The organism is Aquimarina atlantica (assembly GCF_000626715.1).
Taxonomy (GTDB): domain Bacteria; phylum Bacteroidota; class Bacteroidia; order Flavobacteriales; family Flavobacteriaceae; genus Aquimarina; species Aquimarina atlantica.
In genome coordinates this window covers 1-25642 of sequence record NZ_AQRA01000005.1, presented here as the reverse complement: position 1 = coordinate 25642, position 25642 = coordinate 1, and the positions used below count along the sequence as shown (strand labels likewise).

Annotated in this window: 24 protein-coding genes and 1 tRNA gene; 18 read left to right on the top strand and 7 right to left on the bottom strand. The window is 33.7% G+C overall.

The genetic code is table 11. The annotated features are described in order from the left end of the window. Position 1 precedes the first annotated feature (1 nt). From ATO12_RS11370 to ATO12_RS11335, 8 genes are all read left to right on the top strand, one after another. The gene (locus tag ATO12_RS11370) at positions 2-718 is read left to right on the top strand and encodes an ABC transporter ATP-binding protein (protein WP_034242111.1); all 717 of its coding nucleotides are present in this window, start codon (positions 2-4) and stop codon (positions 716-718) included. Next, positions 715-2121, top strand: a complete 1407-nt coding sequence (locus ATO12_RS11365; RefSeq protein ID WP_034242110.1) for an ABC transporter permease — start codon at positions 715-717, stop codon at positions 2119-2121. Before ATO12_RS11370 ends, ATO12_RS11365 begins: the two co-directional genes overlap by 4 nt. Positions 2122-2123: 2 nt before the next feature. Then, on the top strand, positions 2124-3548 hold the full coding sequence (locus tag ATO12_RS11360; RefSeq protein ID WP_081802047.1) for a DUF3526 domain-containing protein: 1425 nt from the start codon (positions 2124-2126) through the stop codon (positions 3546-3548). Between the two features lie 33 nt (positions 3549-3581). Beyond that, positions 3582-4055: a hypothetical protein gene (locus ATO12_RS11355; RefSeq protein ID WP_034242109.1), complete on the top strand. Its 474-nt coding sequence runs from the start codon at positions 3582-3584 to the stop codon at positions 4053-4055. Beyond that, the gene (locus tag ATO12_RS11350; protein WP_034242108.1) at positions 4052-4591 is read left to right on the top strand and encodes a hypothetical protein; all 540 of its coding nucleotides are present in this window, start codon (positions 4052-4054) and stop codon (positions 4589-4591) included. Before ATO12_RS11355 ends, ATO12_RS11350 begins: the two co-directional genes overlap by 4 nt. Positions 4592-4920: 329 nt before the next feature. After that, complete coding sequence (locus ATO12_RS11345; protein WP_034242107.1) at positions 4921-5874, top strand: DUF5829 family protein; 954 nt, start codon at positions 4921-4923, stop codon at positions 5872-5874. A gap of 11 nt (positions 5875-5885) precedes the next feature. Continuing rightward, positions 5886-6704, top strand: a complete 819-nt coding sequence (locus tag ATO12_RS11340) for a hypothetical protein (protein WP_034242106.1) — start codon at positions 5886-5888, stop codon at positions 6702-6704. Between the two features lie 117 nt (positions 6705-6821). After that, a complete protein-coding gene (locus tag ATO12_RS11335) occupies positions 6822-7904 on the top strand; it encodes a glycosyltransferase family 61 protein (RefSeq protein WP_034242104.1) in 1083 nt (360 codons plus the stop codon). Between the two features lie 342 nt (positions 7905-8246). Here the strand turns inward: ATO12_RS11335 and ATO12_RS11330 are convergent, their stop codons facing one another. Next, positions 8247-8471, bottom strand: coding sequence for a hypothetical protein (locus ATO12_RS11330; RefSeq protein ID WP_034242103.1), 225 nt, complete (start codon positions 8469-8471; stop codon positions 8247-8249). Between the two features lie 264 nt (positions 8472-8735). Here ATO12_RS11330 and ATO12_RS11325 point away from each other — a divergent pair, with 264 nt between their 5' ends. Both ATO12_RS11325 and ATO12_RS11320 read left to right on the top strand, forming a co-directional pair. Continuing rightward, positions 8736-9338 (top strand): RNA polymerase sigma factor, encoded by a 603-nt coding sequence (locus ATO12_RS11325; protein WP_034242102.1) that lies wholly within the window; start codon positions 8736-8738, stop codon positions 9336-9338. Between the two features lies 1 nt (position 9339). Continuing rightward, entirely contained in the window at positions 9340-10089 is a 750-nt protein-coding gene (locus tag ATO12_RS11320; RefSeq protein WP_034242101.1) for a tetratricopeptide repeat protein, read from the top strand. On the opposite strand, the gene ATO12_RS11315 is transcribed toward ATO12_RS11320, so the two are convergent. The 4 genes from ATO12_RS11315 to ATO12_RS11300 form a co-directional block, all read right to left on the bottom strand. Continuing rightward, on the bottom strand, positions 10078-13218 hold the full coding sequence (locus ATO12_RS11315) for a CHAT domain-containing protein (RefSeq protein ID WP_034242100.1): 3141 nt from the start codon (positions 13216-13218) through the stop codon (positions 10078-10080). The genes ATO12_RS11320 and ATO12_RS11315 overlap by 12 nt on opposite strands. A gap of 269 nt (positions 13219-13487) precedes the next feature. After that, positions 13488-13931, bottom strand: coding sequence for a hypothetical protein (locus ATO12_RS11310; RefSeq protein WP_117590047.1), 444 nt, complete (start codon positions 13929-13931; stop codon positions 13488-13490). Continuing rightward, positions 13924-15069: an ABC transporter permease gene (locus ATO12_RS11305; protein ID WP_131248816.1), complete on the bottom strand. Its 1146-nt coding sequence runs from the start codon at positions 15067-15069 to the stop codon at positions 13924-13926. Before ATO12_RS11305 ends, ATO12_RS11310 begins: the two co-directional genes overlap by 8 nt. A gap of 53 nt (positions 15070-15122) precedes the next feature. Continuing rightward, on the bottom strand, positions 15123-15755 hold the full coding sequence (locus ATO12_RS11300) for an ATP-binding cassette domain-containing protein (RefSeq protein ID WP_051575770.1): 633 nt from the start codon (positions 15753-15755) through the stop codon (positions 15123-15125). A 100-nt stretch (positions 15756-15855) separates the two neighbouring features. Between ATO12_RS11300 and ATO12_RS25320 the strand changes: the two genes are divergently transcribed. From ATO12_RS25320 to ATO12_RS11260, 8 genes are all read left to right on the top strand, one after another. After that, entirely contained in the window at positions 15856-16260 is a 405-nt protein-coding gene (locus tag ATO12_RS25320; protein WP_316932923.1) for a MerC domain-containing protein, read from the top strand. Positions 16261-16270: 10 nt separating this feature from the next. After that, positions 16271-16933 (top strand): GTP cyclohydrolase I FolE, encoded by a 663-nt coding sequence (folE, locus tag ATO12_RS11290; RefSeq protein WP_034242095.1) that lies wholly within the window; start codon positions 16271-16273, stop codon positions 16931-16933. A 551-nt stretch (positions 16934-17484) separates the two neighbouring features. Beyond that, positions 17485-18606 (top strand): LytR/AlgR family response regulator transcription factor, encoded by a 1122-nt coding sequence (locus ATO12_RS11285; RefSeq protein WP_034242094.1) that lies wholly within the window; start codon positions 17485-17487, stop codon positions 18604-18606. Between the two features lie 199 nt (positions 18607-18805). After that, complete coding sequence (locus ATO12_RS11280) at positions 18806-19894, top strand: HBL/NHE enterotoxin family protein (RefSeq protein WP_051575769.1); 1089 nt, start codon at positions 18806-18808, stop codon at positions 19892-19894. A 29-nt stretch (positions 19895-19923) separates the two neighbouring features. After that, entirely contained in the window at positions 19924-20994 is a 1071-nt protein-coding gene (locus ATO12_RS11275; protein WP_034242093.1) for an HBL/NHE enterotoxin family protein, read from the top strand. Between the two features lie 102 nt (positions 20995-21096). After that, on the top strand, positions 21097-21900 hold the full coding sequence (locus tag ATO12_RS11270) for a hypothetical protein (RefSeq protein ID WP_034242092.1): 804 nt from the start codon (positions 21097-21099) through the stop codon (positions 21898-21900). 1503 nt (positions 21901-23403) lie between these two features. Beyond that, positions 23404-24192 carry an alpha/beta hydrolase gene (locus tag ATO12_RS11265; protein ID WP_034242091.1) on the top strand — a complete coding sequence of 263 codons (789 nt, stop codon included), beginning with the start codon at positions 23404-23406 and terminating at the stop codon, positions 24190-24192. A 46-nt stretch (positions 24193-24238) separates the two neighbouring features. After that, complete coding sequence (locus ATO12_RS11260; RefSeq protein ID WP_034242090.1) at positions 24239-24463, top strand: hypothetical protein; 225 nt, start codon at positions 24239-24241, stop codon at positions 24461-24463. Between the two features lie 272 nt (positions 24464-24735). Here the strand turns inward: ATO12_RS11260 and ATO12_RS11255 are convergent. Next, positions 24736-24808 (bottom strand) — tRNA-Met (locus ATO12_RS11255). Between the two features lie 187 nt (positions 24809-24995). Further along, entirely contained in the window at positions 24996-25178 is a 183-nt protein-coding gene (locus ATO12_RS25315; protein WP_081802046.1) for a CPXCG motif-containing cysteine-rich protein, read from the bottom strand. Positions 25179-25642: the final 464 nt, after the last annotated feature.

Here is a 25642-nt window from a genome sequence, read left to right as displayed (position 1 = left end):
TATGATCCATATTAACAATCTTACAAAGAAATACGGCGAACACGTTGCTCTGAACCAATTGACCCTTCAAATCAAAGAAGGTGAAATATATTGCCTTCTGGGTGCTAATGGTGCCGGAAAGACTACAACAATCAACCTCTTGTTAGGTTTTACGACACCAACCTCGGGCAATGCCTCTATTAACCAAATAGATGTACAGGAAAATCCCAAGGCAACCAAGCGTTTCTTAGCTTATATCCCAGAGAATCTGATGCTTTATCCAAGTTTGACTGCTTTAGAAAACCTCGATTATTTTTCTGGAATAGCAGGAAAGAAGCTTTCGACAAAAGAATTAAAAGATTTTTTGGAAGAAGCGGGATTGCAGACAGAAGCCTTTGACAAACGTATCGCTACGTTTTCTAAAGGTATGCGTCAAAAAGTAGGAGTCGCTATCGCCTTGGCCAAAGATGCCAAAGTCCTGCTGTTAGACGAACCCACTTCTGGTCTTGACCCCAAAGCTAGCAATGAGTTCGGATTGCTGTTGCACAAATTAAAATCAAAAGGTATAGCCACCCTAATGGCGACACACGACCTTTTTCGTGCCAAAGAAGTAGCCACTCATATAGGTATCATGAAAGATGGAAAATTACGACAACAATTTGTATCCGATGATATTTCTCTTGCCGAGTTAGAAAAGGTATATCTCAATACCATGGACTATAAAGAAATATTATTATGATAACAAAAACTTTTCTTAAGGAAACCAAGGAATTGTTGCGTGACGGTCGCGTTCGCATCTCCTTAATTATTGTATTCATTTTATTAAGTGTTGCAGTGTGGGTTAGTGCTCAACAATATCAAAATGTGAACGCACAGTACTCGGCTGCTAAAACGGCAGAACGTGAGGTTTGGGACAATCAAGGTGAAAAGAACCCACATTCTGCAGCGCATTATGGTACTTATGCCTTTAAACCAAAATATCCTCTTTCGCTAGTAGATCAAGGTGTAGATAAATATACAGGTACCTCCATTTTTCTGGAGGCCCATAAACGCAACGAGGCACAATTCAGCGCAGCGGCAGATCAAACAGGTCTCGCCCGCTTTGGAGATTTGACACCAGATTTTATGTTGCTCTTCATTATTCCTTTACTCATTGTTCTTCTGGGGTATAACGGCTTTACCAAAGAACGTGAAATGGGTACTTTAACATTGCTCAAGAGTCAGGGCATTTCTCAATGGAAATGGATCTGGGGAAAATGGATGGCACTTTTCTTCCCTATTTTGTTGATTACAGCTATTCTGTTCTTAGTAGCAGGTATCTTATTGTCTAATTTGCAAGATTTTGGGGTGTTTAAATGGGAATCATTGTTCCTATTGTTTGCGATATACGTAGTTTACTATATTATCTTTATCAATTTGGTTTTATTGATTTCTATCAAGACCAAAAAATCAGGTATCTCGCTCGTGGCGTCTCTATGTGTTTGGATCATCGCCTGTTTGGCAGCACCAAAAGCGGCTAGTAACTTTGCCGAAAACAAGTATCCCTACCCAACACGACAAGAATTTACAGCCAATGTCTTAAAAGATAAAAAATCCGGGCTTGATGGTCATAATCCCTGGAACAAGGAGGCCAAACTTCTAGAGGAAAAAGTATTAAAAGAATACGGAGTCGATAGTCTATCTCAACTTCCCTTTAACTATGATGCTTATAGAATGCAAAAAGGTGAGGAGCACCAGGCAAAAATCTATTTAAAACACTATAACCATCTCAAGAATCAATATGAGCAACAGTCAGATGTATACAGGGATTTAGCACTTCTATCTCCCTATCTTCCTACCCGATTTTTGAGTATGGCCATAGCTCAGACCGATTATGCCACGCATTGGGATTTTGCCGATGCCGCAGAGGACTATCGCATCGCTACTCAAAAATTTTTGAATGGTAATTTTGCTAAAAACTCAGAATATGGTAATTGGGGATATCAAGCAGATGCCGAAACCTGGAAACAGTTACCTGACTTTGATTACACTCCTCCTCAACTCGGAGCCATTCTAAAACAAAATACTTCTAACCTTATGGTCATCGGGCTTTGGCTTTTGGGCTCTTTCGGACTCCTTTTTTTCATTCCTAAAAATTTATAAATATGCTCAGTTACAATTTTAAATATGAATTAAAGCTGTTGCTCCGTAGCCGGTGGATACAGCTCTTGAGTTTGATAGTATTGCTTCTCTTCGGTTTTTCGGCCTTTAATGGAAAACAAAAAGTAGAGAAGCGTAAAAATATCATTGTAAAAGCACAAGAAGAATTACAGGAAAGCGATGCCGAAATGTTAAAACTTCTCGACTCGGTGCAACGAGGAATGGAAGTAAGTGCTTCTCGATGGACCCTACCTACAAGCCCGATGGCTGTAGGAAATTATCATCCCAGGGTAGCAAGCATGGAACCCCAACCTATGGCATTTGTATCAACAGGCCAAGCAGATCTTTTTACTCATTTTGTAAAACCAACGGCAACAGGCGATGATTTTGCACTAAATTTTACCGAAATGACTAGCCCTGTGCAATTGCTGTTCGGTAGTTTTGATCTGGCATTTGTGATTGTGTATCTGCTACCTCTTTTGATTATTGCTTTTTCGTATAACGTGCTCTCTGCCGAGAAAGAAAGTGGTGCACTACGATTGCTGGCCGCGCAACCCATTAGTATTCCTAGTTGGGTAATGCAAAAACTAGGATTACGTTTCTTCTGGATGTCGGTTTTGGCCATTGCAGCTTTAATACTCGTTTTTCTTATCATCAGTATAGATATCCTAGCTCAAATGAATCTAGTTATAGGGTTACTTATTTTAGTACTGGGATATATGCTCTTTTGGTTTACTCTAGCCTTTTTGGTTAACCTATGGGTAGGTAGTTCGGCCAAAAATGCGGTAGCGATGCTTGGGCTTTGGGTATTGTTTGTATTACTGGTTCCTTCTGTATTGAACCAATTAGGAAATACCCTTTATCCTATGCCATCACGTACCCTTATGGTCAATGAGATGCGTGAAGTGAAAGCAGAAATCACCAAAAAACAGGATGAAATCCTTGACAATTATCTACGTGACCATCCAGAATATGCGATTAATGACACTTCTCAAAAGAGGTCTTTTTGGCACAGGTATATGGCTTCGCAACAGTTGGTCAAAGAAGAATTAGAACCGGTAGTAAGTTCTTTTGAGAATCAATTACAAAAACAACAAGACTGGATGAATAAATTCAAATGGATATCTCCAGCAATTACTGTTCAGGAGTCATTCAACCATTTGGCAGGAACTTCTTCAGAAGATTATGAAAATTACCGAAAACAGGTTATGGCTTTTGCAAAAAATTGGCGGGAATATTTTGTACCTCTTCTATATAATAATAAAGAGTTTACACAAAAAAGCTATGCTACATTACCAAAATTTCAATATAGCTCAGCCTCATATCAATTGGTTCCAGTGGCTTTAACGCTATATCTAATATCCATAGCCCTTTTTGGCCTTGGAATTTTTAGCTCGAAACGCCAAAAAACAAAAGGCATACTCAATTAAGAAAATAATGTTCAATTTTTAAATATAACAATAATGATTACTAAAGAAGAAGTACAAAAAGCACAAGCAGAATGGGGAAATGGAGTTGTCGAGATCGGTGCTAAAAAAGATCAAAGAGAGGAATGCGAGCGTTTTACAAGCAAGTTTCTGGATGAACGCTATGCTTTTGATAAAAAGAAAGTCCTGTTCAAACCTACCAAAACATCAGTCATTCAATTTAGACCTGATAAGGAAGGAGCTCTTTCCTATTTTATTGCAGGAAACGATAGCTATCCAGAGGATGGAGGTTTTGCTATTCAACCCTGGACCAAGGTACGTTTTGAAAACGAGGTTATGATACTCGAAGAAAAAAGAGCTTTGGCCATGGGTAACTATTACTTTACTGACCTGGATGGGCAGGAAGTCAAAGTTGAATATACCTTTGGCTACACTCTTGATTCTTCGGGAAAATTAAAGATAGACGTTCATCATTCCTCCCTACCTTATAATCCTGGGGCATCAGTATGATTTTCTTCGGCAAACGACGAGAAAAAACCCTTTTTCTGGTTTGTCCTATGGATTTTATGGAACCCGTAATCAGGGAAAGGTATAAAGGAAATTCTTTTTTTTACACCGCCCTGGGAGTTGTTCTTGAGTTCGATGAGCCCACCCAACATAGCCTTTATAAGCTAATAAGGAAAGAGGAGATAGATCATATCACATTGGTTGCTAAGGCTGATGGGGATTTCTACCAAGGAGCATTACTCGATTGGCAGACCCCATTACATCTTCCTGTGGAACGATCTTTGGCGAAATTGAAAACGGGTATTGCACCCAGAATAGAACGACAGAAAGGCTCTTTCTTAAAATCAAGAATGATTATTGGCGAACACCTCGATTATCAAAGAGAACGTCTTCTCAATACCGAACTTTTAGGAATTGAATTGCTACGTAATGGGATAGGTGTAAATAGTCTTGTTTATGAACCTTCTAGTAAAAGTTTTACAACTACTGGAGATGTTTTAGACAGGGCAAAGTTATTTGATGGGATGATGGCTAATTAAAATCATGTTTTAGTCTTTTCCTTTAAATGAAAATTCTCTTTGTTATACAAAACGAGAGAGACAACTTTCTGCTTCCAAATACCTATCATTTATTCTGATGGTAGGTATTGGAAGTTGATAAAAAATTAGATTAACCTAACTTTTTTGAACTTAAGTCATTGAAAATAGAAAATCCAAAACTGAAATTTAGAATCAATGGAAATAAAGTCTAAATAAAATAACCTCGAAAGACCTACACTATCTTATGTTAGAGGCAGCAGAGGTTGAGAATACCTTTTAAGACAATAAACAAACTATCTAGTACACTCATTTTTAATACAGTTTTAATCATGTTTAATCGAATCGCTTTTTATATTTTTCTTTTGATACTTTCAGTTTCCTGTAAAGATCAAGAGCAAAAAAAGCACGTCCCACCTGTGATTGATCGAGAAAAGATTGATGCGGCCTTTGGCAAGCATATTTCTGCGATAATGTTGAATCATTTATATATAGTTCTGGATAGTCTCTCATATTCTAGTTTAACAAAGGACACTGGATGGGGCAAAACTTATGGAGCATTAGATAAAGGGCTTCCTTCTTTTGCTCCAATAGATAATAATACACCTATGTGTTATCTAAGAGGACATAAACATTATATAGAAATTTTAGGGCCTGACAATATATTTAATGAACCTGTTGGAAAAAGTGGCGTAGGTTTCACTCTAGAGAATAATGATGAACATTTTCATTTAGGTGTTAAACCAAAGCTAAAAGTAGAAAATACTCGATTTCTTAATGCTACAAAAACGGTAGATATGGAATTAAGTAACCAAAAGGAAACTTGGTTCAAAGCATTCTATACTCCTAGTCCTGGTACTGCTTTACACACCTGGTACGCCTTTTATAATCCTATTTTTCTTGATAGTCTTTACCAAAAACATCATCCTTTCTATTCGCGTGAAGCGTTTTTAGAGCCTAACTATGCAAACCAAAAGCTTTTTAACAGTATAAAATCGATTGCGATGACTTGTACTACTGATGACTATATCCGTATTACACAAGAATTATATCATCTGGGATGTAAATTATTAGAAAAAGACGGTCACATGCTTAGCATTGATGGAGGAGATATAATTATAAAAATTACGGCATCTAATGAGGTTGAATATAGTCAAATCACCCAGATACGATGTCATTTAAATAGATCTGACGATAGTGTTACCAATCTGGGAAATGTCACCATTATCAACAAAGGGAAAGAATCTATATGGAATTTTGATAACCTTCATAAAAATAACTTTTAAATCGTATAAAAATGAAAACTTATTATTTAACTACCGTAATCCTATTCTTATCTATTACTTTAATAGGGTGTAAACAACAGCAAAAAAATGTTACAGAGGAAAAAACTGCAAACCCGCCTGTTGAAGAGTCTGTAGAGACTAAACAATCGATCACTATAGAAAAATTAGAAAATTCTCCGGCTTATACAGATGCTACACTTACTTTGGATGTACCCGAAACCATTAAAATGTCTCAGGGGGGTGACATGGATTTTGTGTTTAACTTAGAGAATTATGAATTAGGTGCTCAAACCCAGGGACCAAATTCTCTAAAGTTGGCGAATTCGGGAAAAGGACAACATATTCATTTTATTTTGGATAACCAGCCCTACTCAGCGCATTACGAACCTAGTTTTAAAAAAGAAATCCCTGATGGTGTGCATCATTTGGTTGCTTTTTTAAGCCGTTCGTACCATGAATCGGTCAAAAATACAAACTCGGTGGTGGTTAGAAAACTTATGGTTGGTGCAAATCCACATGATTCTCTAGGGTTAGATATGAAAGCTCCAACGCTTATCTACAGCCGCCCTAAGGGGGAGTATTCTGGTAAGGATACCGAGAATTTATTACTTGATTTTTTTGTATTGAATACTACTCTTTCTGAAGATGGACATAAAGTTCGCGCTACTATTAATGGTGAAGAATTTATAATTACAGAATGGGGCCCGCAGGTTATCAAAGGGCTTCCAATGGGAGAAGTTAGTATTCAACTAGAATTGCTGGATGAAACCGGAACACTGATTCCTGGTCCTTTCAATGAAGTTACTCGTACCGTACTATTAAAAGAATAATAACATGCTTATCTGTTGGAGCGGGTAAATCATCGATTCCTATGTTTAGAAATGTAAAACGTTATCATTTATTTTTTACAGTTACCAAAAAGTAAAACAATGTAATTAAATAATCACATGGAAAACTCTGTCCTTGAATTTCTACCTAAGCATATTATGTCTAAATACATACGGCATCAAGTGTTAACCAAGCCATTTGATGATTTGAAATATGATCAATTTGAATCGGCAATTAACACCCAAATGATAAAGGAGGCTAGTGTTGAACAACAGGAATTTCTATACGTCTATACAGAAAAATGCATTATAGAGCCTACTTTCGGGTGGGCTCTTTCAGAAAATTTTAAGTTGATTGCAGAATCTTATCCTTATGCTCAATTTGTGCTTGACCAGTTTAAACCATCGATTACAAAAAATGATTATTTTCGGCAAAAAAAGATAACATTAAACAAAGCTGTTTTGTTATCAGAAAATTACACCAATTATTTTCATTTTCTGAATGATTTTGTTGGGCGATTAGCACTACTTGATCGTTTAAACGTATCACGAGATATTCCTGTTATTGTGTCTGAAAAATTAAGGTCAAGTATTTTTTTTCAGCAATTTAATACGTTATGCCCAAAATTCTTCAATCGTAATTGGATATTTCAGGCTACAAATGAATATTATGAAATTGAAGATGCTACTTACTTTGTTCAAAATATAACATGCAAACATGAAAATTTTCGTTCATTGCTCGATGAATTACCTCACGAAAAAAACGCTGTTGCTTCTCCTGGTAAAATATTTATTACTCGCCGAGGGATCTATGGAAGAGGTTTAATAAACTCCTTAGAAATTGAAAATATTGCCCGAAACAATAATTTTAAAATAATCGATGCGCAAAACTTTACCATTGCAGAACAAGTTAAGTTATTTACCAATGCTACTCACATTATCGGATTGCATGGTGCTGGGCTTATGAATATGATATATTGCAAAAACAAGCATATTAAAATACTTGAATTATTTCCTGGCAACTTTTATAAAGCTGTTTACTATTGGCTGGCATCACAATTTTCATACAGTTATGATTGTATCAGAGGTTTACCAACAACAGATAATGAGCAGACCATTACGTCAACATCTGTCATTTTTAAGAGTAATTTTTATTTGCCACCAGATATTTTCTTGAATAAATTAATAGCATGGCTTAAGTAATAATTTTGACAGGAAAGGCTTAACTAGGCTTAAAAAAACCAAAAATCGTTTTGTAGTAGATGGGATCATATTTTAAAGATACAAGATCTCGCTAATTGCATGTCGACCTTTAGAAAGCACAAAAAACAAGAGCTCAAAATCAGAGCTCTTGTATATAAGCTTTACAGTAAGCAATTACCCATAAAACAAGGGACAGGACATCTTGGTGCGTTTGCAGGACTATTTCCTCCAGGACAATAATATCCACCTGATTTACCATTGATTTGCTTGAGTTCTTTTCTGCTTAAAGCTTTTCCTAAATTTAACAATGATTTTTTCATACTTCAAAGTCATTAAATGTTATTAATACGGGCAACACATTCCATTCTGAACGCTACCGTAGCATCTTGCTCCAGGAAAACCACCGGCTCCAGTTGGTTCATATGAACACTCTATACCGTTTCCACCTTCTAAAGTATATTCTGAAGAACAACCGCAAGTTCCAAAACCTCCTCGCAATCCTCCGTGGATATTTTTTTGTTCTGATTTACTAAGTGCTTTTCCTAAGTTTAACAACGATTTTTTCATAAATAATAATAATTTAAAAAAATGATTAAGTCCCCGAACATTTAATGACACTCAAGGTTTGTGTCAGTTCACCCAAACTTTATTTGCCTTTCATATGTTTTTTTACATACTAATCCCCAATTTTAAAAGGCCTATACTTTACTAATGCAGGAATCAAAAAACATAACAGGTATTTTTTCAATTTTTTTCAAATTCTTTTTTGATTATTTTTATCCCTTCTGATTTTTGGTGATAAAAGTTGGTTAAAAGAAATTACTCCTTTATATGAATAGCAGTACGCTGAAAAAGATTATCGAACAGGCAATACAAGGAAACGAATTGCCTTTTGATCGATTTGTTGAAGATCTTTTTGAGCAGCTAAAACCAAAACTTTTATCCTTAACCCAATCTCTGCAAGAAGCCGAAGATATTTTTATTGGTGCTATGCAAAAATTTTGGGAACGATTTGTGGTTCTTCAGGAAAAATTACCAGAAAACAGTGTCGGTTATATTTTTGTGATGTGTAAAAACAATTGGCTTATTTCGAAACGTCACCCCTGGAATTCTGTAGTATTAAAAGAAACAATTTCTGAAGATCAAAAATTTAATGATCAAAATAATAACAACATTAATGATTCTATAGAAAACCTAGAAATAGAATGGCTGCAAAAAAGGGCTTTATCAGAAGCATTGGATAGCTTATCTCAAAAATGTAAAACCCTTATGCAAACAGAGATAGATTCTGATACAAAATTAAAAGATTTACAAGAACAACTAGGGTATGTTAATTATCAAGCACTAGTGCAAGCAAAATACAATTGTAAAAAGAGGCTTATTAAAAAGGTCTACGAGATATTTGAACAATTAATGGCTCACAAACAACGTTAAGATGAAGGAGATACAGGATAAAGACATCACATTGATCACCCGATATTTTGATCTGGATCTTTCTGAGAAGGAAATGAAATCATTTGATCAAAGGCTTCAACAAGATGCTGTCTTTGCCGATAAGGTATCAAGATATCAACACAGCATTAACCTTATTACTAAAAACTACCCCAGTACACATCAGAAACAACGTGCTAAAAAATGGAAGCAGCTAATTACTGAAGATCAAGCTTCTCATAAAAAGACCTCCTGGAAATGGATTGCAGGTATTGCTACTATCTTTTTATTACTCATTTCTTCCTGGTATTTTATGTTCCCTACACAAGAAATCGATCTTAATGAATTAGCACAAAAAGCCTGGAACAAGAATGTAGGTTTTAGTGATTACCAGGTAAGAAATACTACAGAGGAGAATCCAAAACAAGTAGTGATCGATGCTTTTAAATTATATAAAAAGAAAGATTATTTATCAGCAATTGAAACCTTAGAAAAATATGACTATTCTTTATTATATTATGAAGATGCCCTATTGATTAGAGCGCTATCCATTCATAAAATGGGTAATTCTAAAGAAGCAATGCAACTCTTGGATTCTTTGGTCAATCATCCTACAGGAAGATTATCAAATGAAGCGCTATGGTATAAAGGATTAATTTATCTTGATCTAAACGATCTTGAATCTGCAAAAAAATACCTTGAAATACCTGAGAATACTACTTCGGAAATACAACTGAAACAATCAAACCATTGATTTTCTCTTCAAGTAAAACAATACGCTAAGTACTATTAGTACAATTAACACGTATAATATCCAGTTCATATTTGAAACTTTTTCGAACTCTATAGCATCATAATTACCAACCAAATAAAAACCTCCCCAATACACCGGATCCTGAGTAAACACATCAGTGGTTTGTAGAAACTTTAGTTTAGCTTGTCGCAAGGCTTCTGCTTTATTCATTCCCTGACTTAAGTTACTATAAAAATTTTGCATAATCTCTGGAGTGGTATTATCAGACACTTCCCAACCTGTTAATAAAAGGCTTTTTGTTCCTGCATATTGAAAGGCAGTACCAAGGCTTAAAACACCTTCTCCTTTGGCTATTTTACCCATTCCCGTATTACAGGCACTTAGCACAGTCAATTCGGCTGGAATATTCAAAGCATACAATTCATGGCTATATAAAATATTATCCTCTAATGAATCTTTGGTTTTGGTAAAATAAATTTTTGAATTCTCGGGGTTTTGATCATCTACTTCACCATGAAGTGCCAGATGTAAAACATTATAATCTGAAAGATTATTTTTAAAGTTTTGTTCGATTGCCTGTGAGCCAAAAAAGTATCGTCCTTTAACTATAGTGGCAATTTTTTTAATCTCTCTTCTTGTTCCTGGTAAATCCTCATGAGCATCTCTTAGGACTTCAAGATCCATTTGATTACCTACAGATAATGAGTCTTCATTTGAAAACGAAAATGCCAAGCATTCTTTACGAATCTCAGATGTTGTTATCGGTTTATAAATTCCTTCATCAAACAACAAACTAGCTGAATTAGCATAACTAACAGCATATTCTTTTATCAAATATGATAACTCACTATTATTTCCTGTTTTTATATCCGAGGTCAACAAAAGATCAAAGTTAAGATGCCATAGAGATTCATCCGGAATAATTATTAACTGATTGCCAATTATTTGATTCTTTATCGGAGCTAAAAGCTCATTAAACAATGCGTATCCTAATCGTTTATACTCTGCTTTCTTTTTAAGCAAAATACTTGATCTGAAAGCTTCAATTTTTTTATCAATTTCAGAAATTGATAACTCTTTAATCCCTGCATCATTTTTTGTTATTACGAAAGCATATAATGTACTGTCTATCATAAAATATTCCAAAAGCGTAGTGTTTTCTTGCAATCGTTTTTGGACTTCTTTAATTGATAGCGTGTTATTGTCGTACTTTAATTGGTAATATTTAGAATATTTCTTTTCGAGTACCATTTTTAAAGAATCCTGTCGACGGGAAATGTCGGTAATCTTACTTTCGATATCAGAGACTTTAGTTTGATCTATATTTTCTTTTCCGATTGTAGTGTAAAAAGCAGATTTAGCATCTGCCAACTCTTTTCTTAAGCTTTGTTCCAGGTGCAGGAGCTTTTCAGGTAATCCCGAAAATCCTTTGGCATTAGCTTCATTCAACAATTCTTTAAGCAAGTTTGCTTTACTTCTTTCTGCATAATTAAACGCTTTTTCTATCTGCTCATCCTCATTTCCTGTATCAGATAATAATTGGGTAGCAATACCTCCATAAAAAACATTTTTTGCATCCTTAGCAAAAGTTAGCTTATCTTCTTTATTATATTGAGTTCGCCTGATTGTTTCAACCAATCGACCAGCTTTTTCATATGTATTTATACTTTCCTCGAGAATCTTTGGGTCGTTTCCTTTTTCGTATATTGATTTTAGGGTAAATGCTTTCCGCTCCAGCGATTTCAACAATCGAGTTAGACTTAAAAACATATCGAACTCTCCGTAATTTCCTGTCCCACTACTTTTAGGTTGTCTATTTGCAGTAATTGCTTTTTCCAAATAATTCAAAGCCTTGTTATATTCTTTTTTATCAATTTCAAAAGTTGCCATCAGGATATAGGACTCTACGGTATAAAAACTATGCTCCCCAAAAACCTTTAATCGAATATCAAGTGATTTTTCAGCATATTCATTTGCACTTTTATATTGACTGATTTCATGATATAATTCACTTAAGTATGTATAAAAATAAGCCGTTCTTACATTATCCTCTCCATACGCTTTTCTAGCTAGAATAAGTGCTTTTTTGATATAAACAATTCCCTCTTCTCCTCTTATCACCAGTCCTTTAAGACTATAGGGTAATGCAAGGTTAGGAAAGTTTTCTCCAAAAGCCCTGATCCCGATTGTTATGGTTTTATCTACATGAAACAGCGCTTTATCGTTATTTTTCTGAACAAAATAAATGTTCGCAATATTATAGTGCATACGCACCTGATCGGGATGATCAACACCTAAGTGCAATTCGCTTAAATGAAGAGATTTTATGTAATACTCCAGACTTCTATTCTCTTCTTTTTTATAGCTATACATCAGCCCAATATTGTTGTATAGATCTACGAAGTAAAAATTATCTGGTTTGTAAGTCTTATTTGCTATGGCCAATGCTTTTTCAAGATATACTAATGTTTCGTCATATAACCCTTGTTCAAAAAGTGCGTTGCCCATTTGTCTGTAAATTTCAGCTATTTCGATTGGATCTTCATTTGCTTTTTTCTTCCTGATCTCAATTGCTTTGTTAAAATGCCCCATAGCTTCTTCATAAAGCCCTTTATATGTTTTAACAGTACCAAAATTATAATGAGATCTGGCAAAATCCTTATCTTCATCTGCAAGGGTTTCGGATCTTAATTGAAATGCCTTTTCAAAATATTCTAACGAAATATCCAGATCAGATTTACCTTTCATATGATAATTCCCCATATTATCCCAAGCCCTGGCCTTTTGCTTTGGGTTAACATCTGTTTTGTGTTCTATAATTTGTAGAGCTTGCTCTGCGTGGTACAAAGCTTTAGGAAGATTAAATGTATACATATAATTTTCAGAAAGCTTGTTATGAGATGCTATAACCTGATTCCAATCCTGATTCTTTTCATAAATTTGTTTAGCTTCTTCATAATTTTGAATCGCTAGTTTAAAATTTCTATAATACAGTAAAGAATCTCCTTTTTTAAAAAACTTATTTGCCTCATCAATATCATTAGCTTTTTGAGCATAAATGGGTTTATAAAAAATTATACTTAATACCAATAAGGTTTTAAAAAAGATGTGTGAAGTTTGTTGAGACATGAGTTTGTGTTTGAAAGAAAACAAAAATAATTAATTTACCTAATTAAGTATTTTTCGCAAAAAAAACTGATTCGTTAGTCTGTCTTTAAAAGAACAATCCAACCTATTTTATCTGAGAGATTGATTGAGATTATTTGAAAGTGTCGATGATATCCTGAAAAATGTCTTTCAAATTGAGCCTACAAGGTAGAGAGATTTTGATAATTTCATAATCAACTTACTATCTAAGGTAATCGCCTATTGAATATTTACGCAGTTACTTATCTTTTTTAATTTATCAACCTACCTGTCGCCTCTTTTAGTATATAATTACAGTGATCTACATCATCTGTATTAAGTTCAAGAACACCAGTTACCTCTACAATTTGATCTGTTTTAAACTTTGGATTTTGTTTAAAAACAACTTCAACAATACTTTCTGGACCTGCTGCACCACAAAAAAAACAGGAAGACCTGGGGTTTTTAGACACTATAAAGAATTCATCTTCCTCGATAGAAAAATCTAAAAAGTAACCTCTAATACGAATTTGAGCGCCTTGGTATGACTTTATAATAGGTCCGAATCTTGGTTTTAGAAAGATATCATCATATTTTACACTGTAAACATTATAAAATTTTACATCGGCCAAATCGTGCCAGGTTAATTTTTCTTGAGAAAAAAGATTGAATTTAGTTACTATAAAAAACAAGATTAGGAAGGCTATTTTATGCATTAGATATTGTTTTAGAAACATTTAATTTAAATAAAGATAATGAGGCCAGAATCGCTGCCAGGAAGGTAGTTAGAATCACTAGTATCAATATGAATAGTTCTTTATTAGTAGGAAAGCTAAATACAAAATTATATCTATATATATTTTCTGTAAAAACTGAAAAAAACCAGATACTTATTCTTCCTAAAAACCACCCCAAAATGGATCCTAATAGAGATAAAAAAAGAGCTTCTAAAAAAACCAATTTTATCAACTGAAAAGTGTTGGCTCCATAGGTACGTAATAAAGCCAATTCTTGTTTTCTTTCTCTTACCGTTTTTATTAGGTTAATAAATATACTAAGGCCTGCTACCAGCAATATTGCAATAGCAATACCATTAATTGTACGAAAGCCAATTCCTAAAAACCTCATTAATCGCTCGATTTCAAATTTGGGGAGTGCCGCTTGCATGGTCGTTTTTTCATTAATACGTCTAGACATTTGCAAAGCCCCAAAAGGGTTTCTAAATTTAACTAGTAAAGAGGTTATTTCTCTTTGTTCTTCGTGCTCTTCTTCATGATGATTGTGTTCATCATTATGTTCATGTACCTCCCAAATACTTTGCAGATTAGTGATGATAAGATGATCAATAATAGCCCCTGTTGGTTTTAATATTCCGGTAACGATAAAAGGTTTTTCATCATGAGTTTCTAATCCGTTTTCGGCTAAACCATGTGCACTAACAAAAGTATCTCCTATTTGCAGGTTAATTTTTTTTGCTACTTCATTCCCTATAACTACTTCAAAAGGCTTTTCATATAACTTTCCTTCTTGCAAGGTTGCATCATACTTAGTCAAATATTCATTTGACGTACCTAAAATTCTATATCCTCTATAATTATCTCCATAGGAAACAGGTATCGTTTCTTTTACCATAGGATTTTTAGTAATTTTTAAGGCTTCATCTAATGGTATATTACCAGTAGGATCATCAATGTGCAAAACAGAAGACAACACTAGTTGTAGCGGACTTCCTTTAGCACCAATAACCATATCAAATGGTTTAGTATTATTTTCTAAATGTTGATTAAGCTGATTTCTTACTTGCAGAACAAAAGTTGTTAGCGAAATACTTAGCAACAATAGCGAAACACTCAAAATAGTATTTAAAGGTTTGGAAATTAAGTTTTTGTAAGCCAGATACAACAATTTTATAAACTTATATGATTATCAAAATGTGATTTCACTCTTTTATCATGAGTTACAATCACTAAATTACTTTTACAGCTTTGAGCCTCTTTTTTTAATAGAGAAATTACTTTTTCACAATTAGTATCATCCAGGTTAGATGTAGGTTCGTCTGCTAATATAACTTTAGGTTTATGTACGACTCCTAAGGCAATCGAAAGTCTCTGTTGTTGCCCTTCACTTAATTGATGCACTCTTTTGCTTTGAAGATCTGTGAGTCCTAACTGCGTGATTAATTCTTCTTTTCGATAATGATCACTTTTCTTTTTGGAAAGTCGCTCACGCAGCGTTAAATTCTCTAGTAAAGATAAAGATCTGATAAAATAAGCTCGTTGAAAAATTAGCCCAATATTTTGTCCTATGAAATAGTCTAATTGTTTTCGCGTAAGTGTATTCAAACAAGTATTAGCAATAAAAACATCACCTTCTTTTGGAGGCAAAAGACCTGCCAAAAGATGTAATAATGTTGTTTTACCTACACCCGAAGGCCCCAAAACCAATATATCTTCTTTCGGAGGCAAATCAATATCTGGAAAACAAAAAGTACGATTTTTTGTATCACGATAAGTAAATTGAAGAGATTTGGTTCGTATCATAAAATGATTTTTCCAAAAATAAACAAATATTACTAAAGCAACAAAGTTGCATTTGTAAAATAATACTATCTTTGCCCAGGATAAACAAATACATTTTCTTTTGAATATATCTCACATACGTAATAACTCAGATACTTTAGGAATTATAGCAAGTAGCTTATGTTTGGCGCATTGCTTAATTACTCCATTTCTTTTTATCGCCCATACAGGTTCGATAATGTTACAAGATGTACATCCCACCTGGTGGAAATCTTTAGATATTATTTTTTTAGGATTTTCTTTTATAGCGATTAGCAGATCTGTTAAAACTACTTCAAAACCCAAAATGAAATATGCTTTTTGGGTAAGTTGGCTGCTGTTATTCGTTATTGTTCTAAATGAAAAACTTCTTTTAATTTCTTTACCAGAAGCGCTCATTTTTGTAGCATCTCTATTATTAGTGGCTTTACATTTCTACAATCTAAAATACTGTCGATGCAAACAAAAATGTTGTAAAACCAATTAGTACCAGTAAAATGAATAGAAAGAAAATAGAATTGATAGGAGATGCACATATTTCCAATACTGTAGAAACTCCTTTACGAGAGGATGCCTTTGAAAAATCTGATAATGAAAAGATCAAGACTATTCAACATCACTTTTCTGAAATAATGAAAGAGCTGGGACTCGATTTAACAGATGATAGTCTTTCGGGAACTCCGTACAGAGTAGCCAAAATGTATGTAAAAGAACTTTTTTATGGTTTAGACCCTAAAAACCGTCCAAAAATTTCAACTTTTGATAATAAATACGGGTATCAAAAAATGTTGGTAGAACATAATATTACTATTGATTCTGCTTGTGAGCATCATTTTTTGCCAATAGTTGGTACTGCGCATGTAGGGTATATTCCAAAAAACAAGGTAGTAGGATTGTCAAAAATTAACAGGTTAGTCGATTATTACTCACATCGCCCTCAAGTACAAGAAAGACTATGTCTTCAAATCCTAAAAGACTTACAACAAACTTTAGACACCAAAGATGTTATTGTTGTAGTAAATGCTAAACACTTATGTGTTTCTTCCCGAGGAATTAAAGATAAAAGTAGTTTTACTACTACGATTGAGTATGGAGGTCAATTTATAGAACCTTCTCTACGAAATGAGTTTTTTGGGATGATTAAAAAAAATAATGAGTGATTTTTTTCTTTGGTTAATACATCCTTCGATTTCAAACGTTTTCTATAATGCCTCAAAATAACAGTATAGATTTTTTTAGATGTACTATTAATAAAAGATCCAATAAATAGTAAGGTCTCTTGAGTACTCTGCTTAAATTATTGTCAGTAAAAAAAGCTTCACATATATGTGAAGCTTTTCTTAGTATCGGAAGAGATTGAAATATCTAACCACTCTATTGATAATTTATTTGAATTAGAAGCATTTACAAAAGTCCATTCTACATTATTAATAGCTTCATAAGAACTACACTTTTAAGCCTTTATCGACCACAAAGGGACAAAATTCAAACTTTTTCGTGAAAGACATGATGTTGATTCTTAGGAGTTCAATCATAACGAATTGAAACCTTTTGCAACGTTCTCGAATCCTCAACAAGAGCAATAGAAATAAACAGCAAAAAATGACATATTACTTTTGTCTTAATCAGTTGTTATCGTTTACTTTGATATTCCTTATTAAACTTTTAAGAATGTTTACCTCCTTTTTTAACAGAATAAGTCAGCACTATAATGGGAAAAGATAAGTTGTATTTTTTAACGTTTATTTCTATTGCGCTTATCTTCCTAGTCATGGCCTCACTAGGGATTAATTATAGTATAAAGATTTGTGTTAATCTACTGGTTGATTTACAGTTAGAATCTAGTAAGAGAGAAGTTAAAGAAATAGCACGCTTATCGTATTTACAAATAAAAAACGGAGAAAGTGAAGTTGATATCATTGATCATATTCAAGAGGCTTTATACGAAACAGAGCCCGGAACTACCTTTATTGTAGCTATCAATAAAAATGATGAAATCTTATCTCATCCAAAACCAGAACTAATCCATAAAAAAATTATTGCTAGTAGACGTTTAAAGCATTCTATTAGTCAAAGCAGTAGTATCAATGAAATTTATGATATACTAATGGACTATGAAAAAAAGTTTGACGGTGTTTATCAGCCTAATAATTCTGAGATACTCTACGAAATACCAATAAAGCAAACTAATATTAGTATTGTTTCAGTTGTAAATCTCAACAAACTATTAATACATATTACAAAGCTAAAAAGACGTTTATATACGATTTTTATATTGATGGGTATTCTAATTATCATCATTTCATTTTTTGCAGTTCGTTTTATTGGTAGTTTTTATGAAAAAGAGCTAGAAGTAAAGAATTCTGATTTAGAGAAAGATATTATAAATCTTACTAAATTAAATTTAGGAGTGTTTAACTATCAGCAAAGAGTTTTTGACGAAGAGCGAAAAAATGAGGCTTCTTTTTTAAAGACTAGTCCCGACTTGAAACAAGCAAATAAAAAAAGGTTACTCACTTTTAAACGAAATGAATTAATTCCTACCAATACTAAAGACATCACATATATAAACACAGAAAACTCCATAACATACGTAGTAAATACAGATGGTAAGAGATCGACAAGTAATTTAAGCTTAGATGAGATCTATAATGATTTAGATAACACCCTTTTTTTTAGAGCCAATCGTCAATTTATAGTTCGTATTACAGCTATAAAGAAGATTATCAAATATGGCAATAGCCAGTTAAAAATCTTGATTCATTTTTCTGAAATTGAAATTCTTATTAGCAAGAATAAGGCAGCAGAGTTTAAAAAATGGTTAAACGCTTGAAGTGAATAGCCTTTTACGAACCTTACCAAAAAAAACTCAGCCTTAATATTTCCTATTCAACCTCTTTTTTTCGGTTTCACGAAAGTTTTAGGTGCTAAAAACAAACAACTTACATAAAATTGAGCAACCAATTCTTAGAGGGGTAAACACAACCTTCTCTAAGATTTTAAACTCATTTTAAATTTAAACATTTATTAGTATGACATTTTCAGATCCGACTATCGAAGCTGCAAAAACACAAACCACCCAAGGTCTTGTATTGCAAGGCTACTGTAATAGCATTTTACAACAACCTTTTGTTGATTTTTCAGAATTCACCAATTTATCAAAAATCCAAACTAATATAAATGATGGGTTGCAAAACGCTAAAGATAATGCGAAAACCTACCTTAATGGCATCCAGAATAATATTATTAGTAATATTAATAGTATTTCGAATTTCTATAATTTGTATTCAGCAGTACCTACCGTCCTTCCACCTGATGCTACCGAAGCACAATGGCTGAGTATTTTACAAGCTATGAAGAGTCAAACAGATACCTTTATTGAAGCGAGTGATCTCGTTATAATAGACCTGGGGAATTTAAATTCGAATATAAATGCAGATGTGGCATTTTTTAATAAAACGATCAACGACCTCAACGCTATCGTTGGTGGTAACGATGGTATGTTAGCCTCTTTAGATAAAGATATTGAAAGACTTGATAAACAAATTGCAGGCACCATTGCTGGTACTGTCATTAGTGGACTAGCTATTGTAGGTGGTGCTGTTATGATTGGTGTTGGAGCCATTGGCAGCCCTTTTACGGCAGGAGGGTCTACCCCATTAATTGCTGGTGGTGTAGCTGTTGTATTGGTAGGTACAGCAGGTACCGTGGCCAGTGCTCTTACGCTTAAAGGCCTCTATGATGCAAAAGCTTCGGTATTACAACAAAAATCTTCACTAACAAGTGAGGTCAACTTAGCTGAAGGGATTAAAAGTGGCTATAGTTCTTTAGGTTTTGGAGCTTCAGAAGCAGTGACAGCTACCAGCCAAATGAAAAATGCCTGGGTTTCGATTAATAGTGATTTAGATAATCTATCTCTTAATCTTCAAAATGGTATTATTAGTACAGATAGCGTTAGACAATTATTCTTAACAGCTGCAAATGAAACCATTCCATTCATTCTTGAAGATGTTAGTTTGATAAAACAACAAATGGCAGGTGTACATGTAAGCATTAGTGCTGAAGACATGAATGTTGGAGAATATGCAGTGCATTTAGCGGAGCAAGCAACGGCTGCCTAAAGATTTTTTTAATCACTAAAAACAAAGTCATGGAAATTTTAAGAAATTATATAAAAAATATAGAAGTCTCACAAAAAGAAACGACTACAAATGGTCTTGTATTACAGAGTTATTGTAATTCTATTTTACAGCAACCGAACTTAGACTTTTCTTCATCTGAAGATTTAGTAGGTATACAGAATAGTATAAATGATAGTATTGAGAACGCTAAAGAAAGTGCCAATAGTTACTTAAGTGATATAAACCCTAAAATCATCAGTTCACTATCTGACCTTAAGAGTTATTTTACAGTCTATCGTGTGGTACCTGTTACCTTACCAGAGGGGGCTACCGTAGATCAATGGTTATCTGTACTTACGGTAATTAAAGGCCTCACTGAGAATAACCTTAGAAATAGTGAAATTATAGTACAAGGGTTAAGTGATTTAAGTATTCGACTAAAAGCAGATGCCAATGCATTTAATGAATTAGCCCAAAAAGCAAATGAAATGATCTCAGGAGATCAAGGAGAGCTAGCAGATATATCTGATGAGCTTAAGTCTATCGATCGTAGTATCAATGCGCAAATTTCAGCCATTGTTGGTGAAGGAATTGCTATAGCAGGGGGAGCCGTGATGATTGGTATGGGTGCTGTTGCTTCACCCGTTGGAGCCGAACTAATTGCTGGAGGGGTAGTTACTGTAGCTGCAGGTGGAGCTTTACTGGCTGCTTCTATTATAGAATTGAAGGATTTATACAATCAAAAAAATGGTTTATTTCAATCTAAAGCAACATTGGAACAAGAAATCTTGCTATTGGGAGGTATCGAATCTGTAATGGACAGTCTATCAGATCAAGCTAAAATCGCGGCAGAAGCGTCTGAAGGAATGACAACTATTTGGAAAGATGTATCCCTAAATTTAGACCGTTTGATCAATGATTTAACAAATGGTATCACTAGTACTGATGAGGCTAGAACTTTCTTTTTAAATAGTGCAAATAATGAAATAGCGGATTTACAAGACACCATAACAACGATTACCCAACAATTGGCGGGTGTTGTGACCATTACCTTGCCAGAAGGAGAAACTGTTATTGATTACCTAGAGAAGGTAAGCTAGTAGTAATTTAACCCAAAGAGGTTGTCTGCTTAAATAATTCATATAGGTTAGGCAACCTCTTTACTCAATTTAGTATAACTAAACTTATTCATAGAAATCAAAATGGTAAAAGGGTATTTATCACAGCTTGTTAACGTAATTAATGAGTGCCAGATTCAACTTAGTAAAGGAGAAACATTACCCGTTGAATCTGAAAAAATCAAACAACAAGCATTGCTTATTATTGATGAAAGCGTTTCTTCAATTCAGAATGTTCAAAAATTACTACAAAAACAAGCAATATCTATACATAATGATTTATTACAAGCATTATCAATGGTCTATACCGATAAAGAAAAATGTTTGTTATTGCTATCCAGAGTTGATAAGATGGCATTGGAAGCGAATCATGGTCTTAACGAAGAGTTAAAAAAAAATTACATTATTCAAGAACAATTTTTTTCTTATTCACAAGAATTATATAAGCATTTTAGAGCATTAGAAATTGAAGATGCTAAGATTAGGGTCGAAGCTCAAAAAGCTAAGGATAAGGCGAAAAAATATGAAAAGGAACGCTATTATTTTTTGGCACTTGGCCCCTTTGGATTAGCAGGCTTGGCCACTGCAACTGGACTTTTTACCTCCTGGAGTACTAAAGCAAGTAATGCTAGTAAAAAGGCATCGAAGAGTAAGGCACAGCTTGAAGGATTACAAGCATCCCGAGATCAGATTAAAATGACTCAAGATAGTTTTGGGTTATGCATAGGCGCGTTGTCAGGGGTAAAAAACACCTTAGCATTTCTATCATCAGGGCTTCACAATATTATGCAAAATAATGAGAATAAAAATGAGACTCTAACACTATTAACACTTTACCTAAATGCATCAATTAGCGAAGTTACAATACTTATGCAAGATATTGCTTAACCCTCAATTCATAGAGATAAATACTTACAAAAGGAAATTCAAAAATAGGGTAGACTAGAAGGATCTAGGGAGAAGAAATATAGGCAAAATTCTACTCTGAAGAATGGTTGGCACCGAAATATACCAGAGTTTCCCAACCATCCACATCGGAATTTTGAGACCATTACCTTTCTTAAGTCATAAGGATTTGTAAATAACCAATTCTGTATAATATAATAAATATTTATAATTCAAATCTAGGTGGTTATAAATTTTAAGAATTTTCCTACTAACCTAAGCCAGATTTTTGAAGTTATCAAACCTATTTTTTTTCTGATTATCAGTGACTTAATAAAAATTTAGAATAATAAACAAAAACAATAAACCCTTATAAATACTGGTATTTACAAGGGTTTTATAAAAAAGTAACGGAACCAGGATTAACTCCTTCACTACGTTCTGTCGTTGGACCTTAAAGGGAGTGAGCTTGCACAAAGAAAACCAATGATGAGTGCATCATCTCTTTTTTATACCCTACAATCTTTGATATAAGGCATCTGATTTTCGGGTATAAAAAAACCAGTTGTTTTCACAACTGGTTTTCTTCGTAGCGGGAACAGGACTCGAACCTGTGACCTTCGGGTTAGGAGCCGACAAAATGTTTTACAGAGATTTTTGTTTTTAAATTTTACAGGTGTTCACAGATATTATATTCCTCATAAACCCATATAAATCAAAGCATTTCAATACATTTTAGTTAATTAAAAATGAGATAATTGGTCGTTTTATCATCAGGTTTAATGACCCGAAGGTGACAATAAAATACTTGGTAAAAAGAAAGATTAGTACGGTAGTATATATTAGGGGAAAGTAGTTCCATACTAAAGCTTTCCAATCTGTTATAATTTCCAACAAAGATTCTTGTTCAAAAAGAACTGGTTTTAGTAAGGGTTCAATAGCAAATACTAATAATAATCTCCCTAAAATACATATCAAATAAGTACTAAATAAAAGCAAGAGAATTGAAATGACATATCTCTTCTTTAATACAAATGTTGGAATTAAGAAATACGCTAAGTAGTAGGTAGCTACTATTTTTGGAATCAAAAATAACAGGTTATATATAAGTACATGTGAAAGTGGTTCAACACTTTCTATCGAACGTCCGAAAGTCAATATTAACAAAAGACATATCCAAAATATGAGGTGATATTCCCATTTTGAAATGAGTTTGTACTTAGGTGAGGTTGCAAGATATTTCAACGATTTGTTTTTTAGTGAAGATTTGTTAGTGAAGATTTTCTACAAAACTTCAATATAAACTAAAATTAGATAAAATATTCTACCGACAAAATAGAATAGACGAATCTATTAAAAACGCTCCTGAATTAGCAGTTATAATGCTTGAATAGTTTTTGTCGACTATATAGGGTTATTCGACAATGTTTTAATAGAACTTAGCGAAAAACCAAAATATATAGTGAAAATAACGTGATTTTTGAACAGATATAAAATTATAGTAAAATGAAGAAAATACTTAAAATTGTTTTAATCGTGTTTGGAGTTATAATAGTTCTTTTTTCTGGACTTAAGGTGTACGACTACATAAACACTCCTGAATGTATAGTAGAATTTAAAGGGGAAACTGTTCAATTTAAATCAAAGGATGGTGTACAAATTACTGCCGATGTATACCAAATTAATAATGCATCCGCTCCTTGGATAATTTTATTCCATCAAGGTAATTATAGTAGAGGTGAGTATCGCCCAATAGCACCAAAATTAAATAAACTAGGGTTTAATTGTATTGCAATAGATCAAAGATCGGGAAACACAATAAATGGCGTTGATAATCAAACTCGTTTAGAAGCCAGCAAACTGAATAAAGGAACCCGTTATTTTCATGCCTATATAGATATGGAAATCGGTTTACAATATGTTAAAAGTAATTTTAAACCTAAAACCTTATTGGTTTGGGGAAGCTCTTATTCGGCATCACTTGTAATGGTTCTTGGAAAACAATATCAAAATGAAATAGATGGTATAGTGGCATTTTCACCTCCTGCATTGGAATATGAGAATATACAAGTAAATGAATATGCTAAAGGTATAAAATGTCCTGTTTTTATAGCTTCTTCAAGTTCTGAACAAGAAGGCGCAAAAGAAATCCATACACTGATTCAAAACTCAAACAAGAAGATTTTTGCTCCAGAAACTGGAGGATTACATGGTTCAAAATCTCTTTGGGAATGCTCAGAGCGCTATCAAGATTATTGGACAGCTTTACAGCCTTTTTTAAACCAATTTAAATAACTCAAAGAAGTGTTTTCATTTAAGTCCACAAAATAACATTTTAAAAATGAAAGATTACTTAATCGATAGATCAAAAAATCAAGCTCAAAATTCTGTTAAATCTACTTATTTAGAAACATCAGAACGATTAACAAACTTTTTTAATTCAAACGGTATAAGAGGAAGAGATAGAGATTTTGCTAATGTAGTTGATGTTAATTTATCTGCGTTAGATGTTTTTCATAGAATTAGAGGAATGGTTTTGCAACATCGTTGGGATACTATTAGCTAGCAACACCTAAATATTTTTTAGATTAGGTGAGTTAAAGAAATGTTTCACAGAGAGCATAAAAAAAGCTTCACATCTCTATGAAGCCCTTTGTTTACTAGTAGCGGGAACAGGATTAACTCCTTCACTACGTTTCGTCGTTGGGCCTAAGGAGAGGGCTTTACAACAAGCGATATTTGATACTCAAATCATTCTTTTTATGGATTTCAATTCCTGAAGTAAACTTCAGAATTGCATCCACAAAAAAACCAGATACAAAAGTATCTGGTTTGTTGTAGCGGGAACAGGACTCGAACCTGTGACCTTCGGGTTATGAGCCCGACGAGCTGCCTACTGCTCTATCCCGCGATGTATATTATGTAAATCAGAAATCTGATTTGTAAATTTTATCTTATAAAGAACTCTCGATTATCCCTTGTCATAACTCATCTCATAATCGGAGTGCAAATATACAACCATTTTTAGTTTAAACAACACTATTTTTATTAAAAAAAAGCAAAAACATTGTAACCCTCTTGCAATAAGGTGTTTAGCATTATTGTTCGATATTCAATACCTCAAAAGATAGTAATACGTGATTCTCAAATCGAGGATGCAACTCTATAGGATTACAACATACTTCACAATCTTCAACATATACCTGATACGGTACAGAAGGATCCAGGAGCATCGAAATCTCTTCCCAGCAATATGGACATTGAAAATAGTGTTCGAACATATATTAAATATAACACCTCTTATTCTTTTGAGTGATCTGGAGTCTAATTTTAACAATTTTTGTTAAAAAACCTGACAAAACCACCAAAAGGGTACTTATATAAGTGGGGAGGGGTACTTGTTATAGTGGGAGTACTACAGAAAGTAGAGCGTTGTACCCACTTATACAAGTGGGTCTATCTTGTTACCATACAGCAGATACCTACTTCAGAAGTCCCCAAGGGGTACTTCAAACAGAAGATGAACCGAGTAAAAAGAGAGGTGGCACCGAGTGTTGAGGCAGGACCATCCTGTGTTTGAAGTAGGGAATCCCTACTTCTATAAGTGGGAGGGGGTACTTATGAAGTACCCCCTCTCTATTAAAAATTCTTATTTTTTTAACATTAGAGAAGAGGTTATAACTTAATACTTAAATAAGAACACTGGTTATGGCTTAATGAATAGATAAGAAAACTGTGATTATGG

Coding starts and splice junctions, on each gene's coding strand:
- ATO12_RS11370 (WP_034242111.1), top strand. CDS start 2: ATGATCCATATTAACAATCTTACAAAGAAATACGGCGAACACGTTGCT.
- ATO12_RS11365 (WP_034242110.1), top strand. CDS start 715: ATGATAACAAAAACTTTTCTTAAGGAAACCAAGGAATTGTTGCGTGAC.
- ATO12_RS11360 (WP_081802047.1), top strand. CDS start 2,124: ATGCTCAGTTACAATTTTAAATATGAATTAAAGCTGTTGCTCCGTAGC.
- ATO12_RS11355 (WP_034242109.1), top strand. CDS start 3,582: ATGATTACTAAAGAAGAAGTACAAAAAGCACAAGCAGAATGGGGAAAT.
- ATO12_RS11350 (WP_034242108.1), top strand. CDS start 4,052: ATGATTTTCTTCGGCAAACGACGAGAAAAAACCCTTTTTCTGGTTTGT.
- ATO12_RS11345 (WP_034242107.1), top strand. CDS start 4,921: ATGTTTAATCGAATCGCTTTTTATATTTTTCTTTTGATACTTTCAGTT.
- ATO12_RS11340 (WP_034242106.1), top strand. CDS start 5,886: ATGAAAACTTATTATTTAACTACCGTAATCCTATTCTTATCTATTACT.
- ATO12_RS11335 (WP_034242104.1), top strand. CDS start 6,822: ATGGAAAACTCTGTCCTTGAATTTCTACCTAAGCATATTATGTCTAAA.
- ATO12_RS11330 (WP_034242103.1), bottom strand. CDS start 8,471: ATGAAAAAATCGTTGTTAAACTTAGGAAAAGCACTTAGTAAATCAGAA.
- ATO12_RS11325 (WP_034242102.1), top strand. CDS start 8,736: ATGAATAGCAGTACGCTGAAAAAGATTATCGAACAGGCAATACAAGGA.
- ATO12_RS11320 (WP_034242101.1), top strand. CDS start 9,340: ATGAAGGAGATACAGGATAAAGACATCACATTGATCACCCGATATTTT.
- ATO12_RS11315 (WP_034242100.1), bottom strand. CDS start 13,218: ATGTCTCAACAAACTTCACACATCTTTTTTAAAACCTTATTGGTATTA.
- ATO12_RS11310 (WP_117590047.1), bottom strand. CDS start 13,931: ATGCATAAAATAGCCTTCCTAATCTTGTTTTTTATAGTAACTAAATTC.
- ATO12_RS11300 (WP_051575770.1), bottom strand. CDS start 15,755: ATGATACGAACCAAATCTCTTCAATTTACTTATCGTGATACAAAAAAT.
- folE (WP_034242095.1), top strand. CDS start 16,271: ATGAATAGAAAGAAAATAGAATTGATAGGAGATGCACATATTTCCAAT.
- ATO12_RS11285 (WP_034242094.1), top strand. CDS start 17,485: ATGGGAAAAGATAAGTTGTATTTTTTAACGTTTATTTCTATTGCGCTT.
- ATO12_RS11280 (WP_051575769.1), top strand. CDS start 18,806: ATGACATTTTCAGATCCGACTATCGAAGCTGCAAAAACACAAACCACC.
- ATO12_RS11275 (WP_034242093.1), top strand. CDS start 19,924: ATGGAAATTTTAAGAAATTATATAAAAAATATAGAAGTCTCACAAAAA.
- ATO12_RS11270 (WP_034242092.1), top strand. CDS start 21,097: ATGGTAAAAGGGTATTTATCACAGCTTGTTAACGTAATTAATGAGTGC.
- ATO12_RS11265 (WP_034242091.1), top strand. CDS start 23,404: ATGAAGAAAATACTTAAAATTGTTTTAATCGTGTTTGGAGTTATAATA.
- ATO12_RS11260 (WP_034242090.1), top strand. CDS start 24,239: ATGAAAGATTACTTAATCGATAGATCAAAAAATCAAGCTCAAAATTCT.
- ATO12_RS25315 (WP_081802046.1), bottom strand. CDS start 25,178: ATGTTCGAACACTATTTTCAATGTCCATATTGCTGGGAAGAGATTTCG.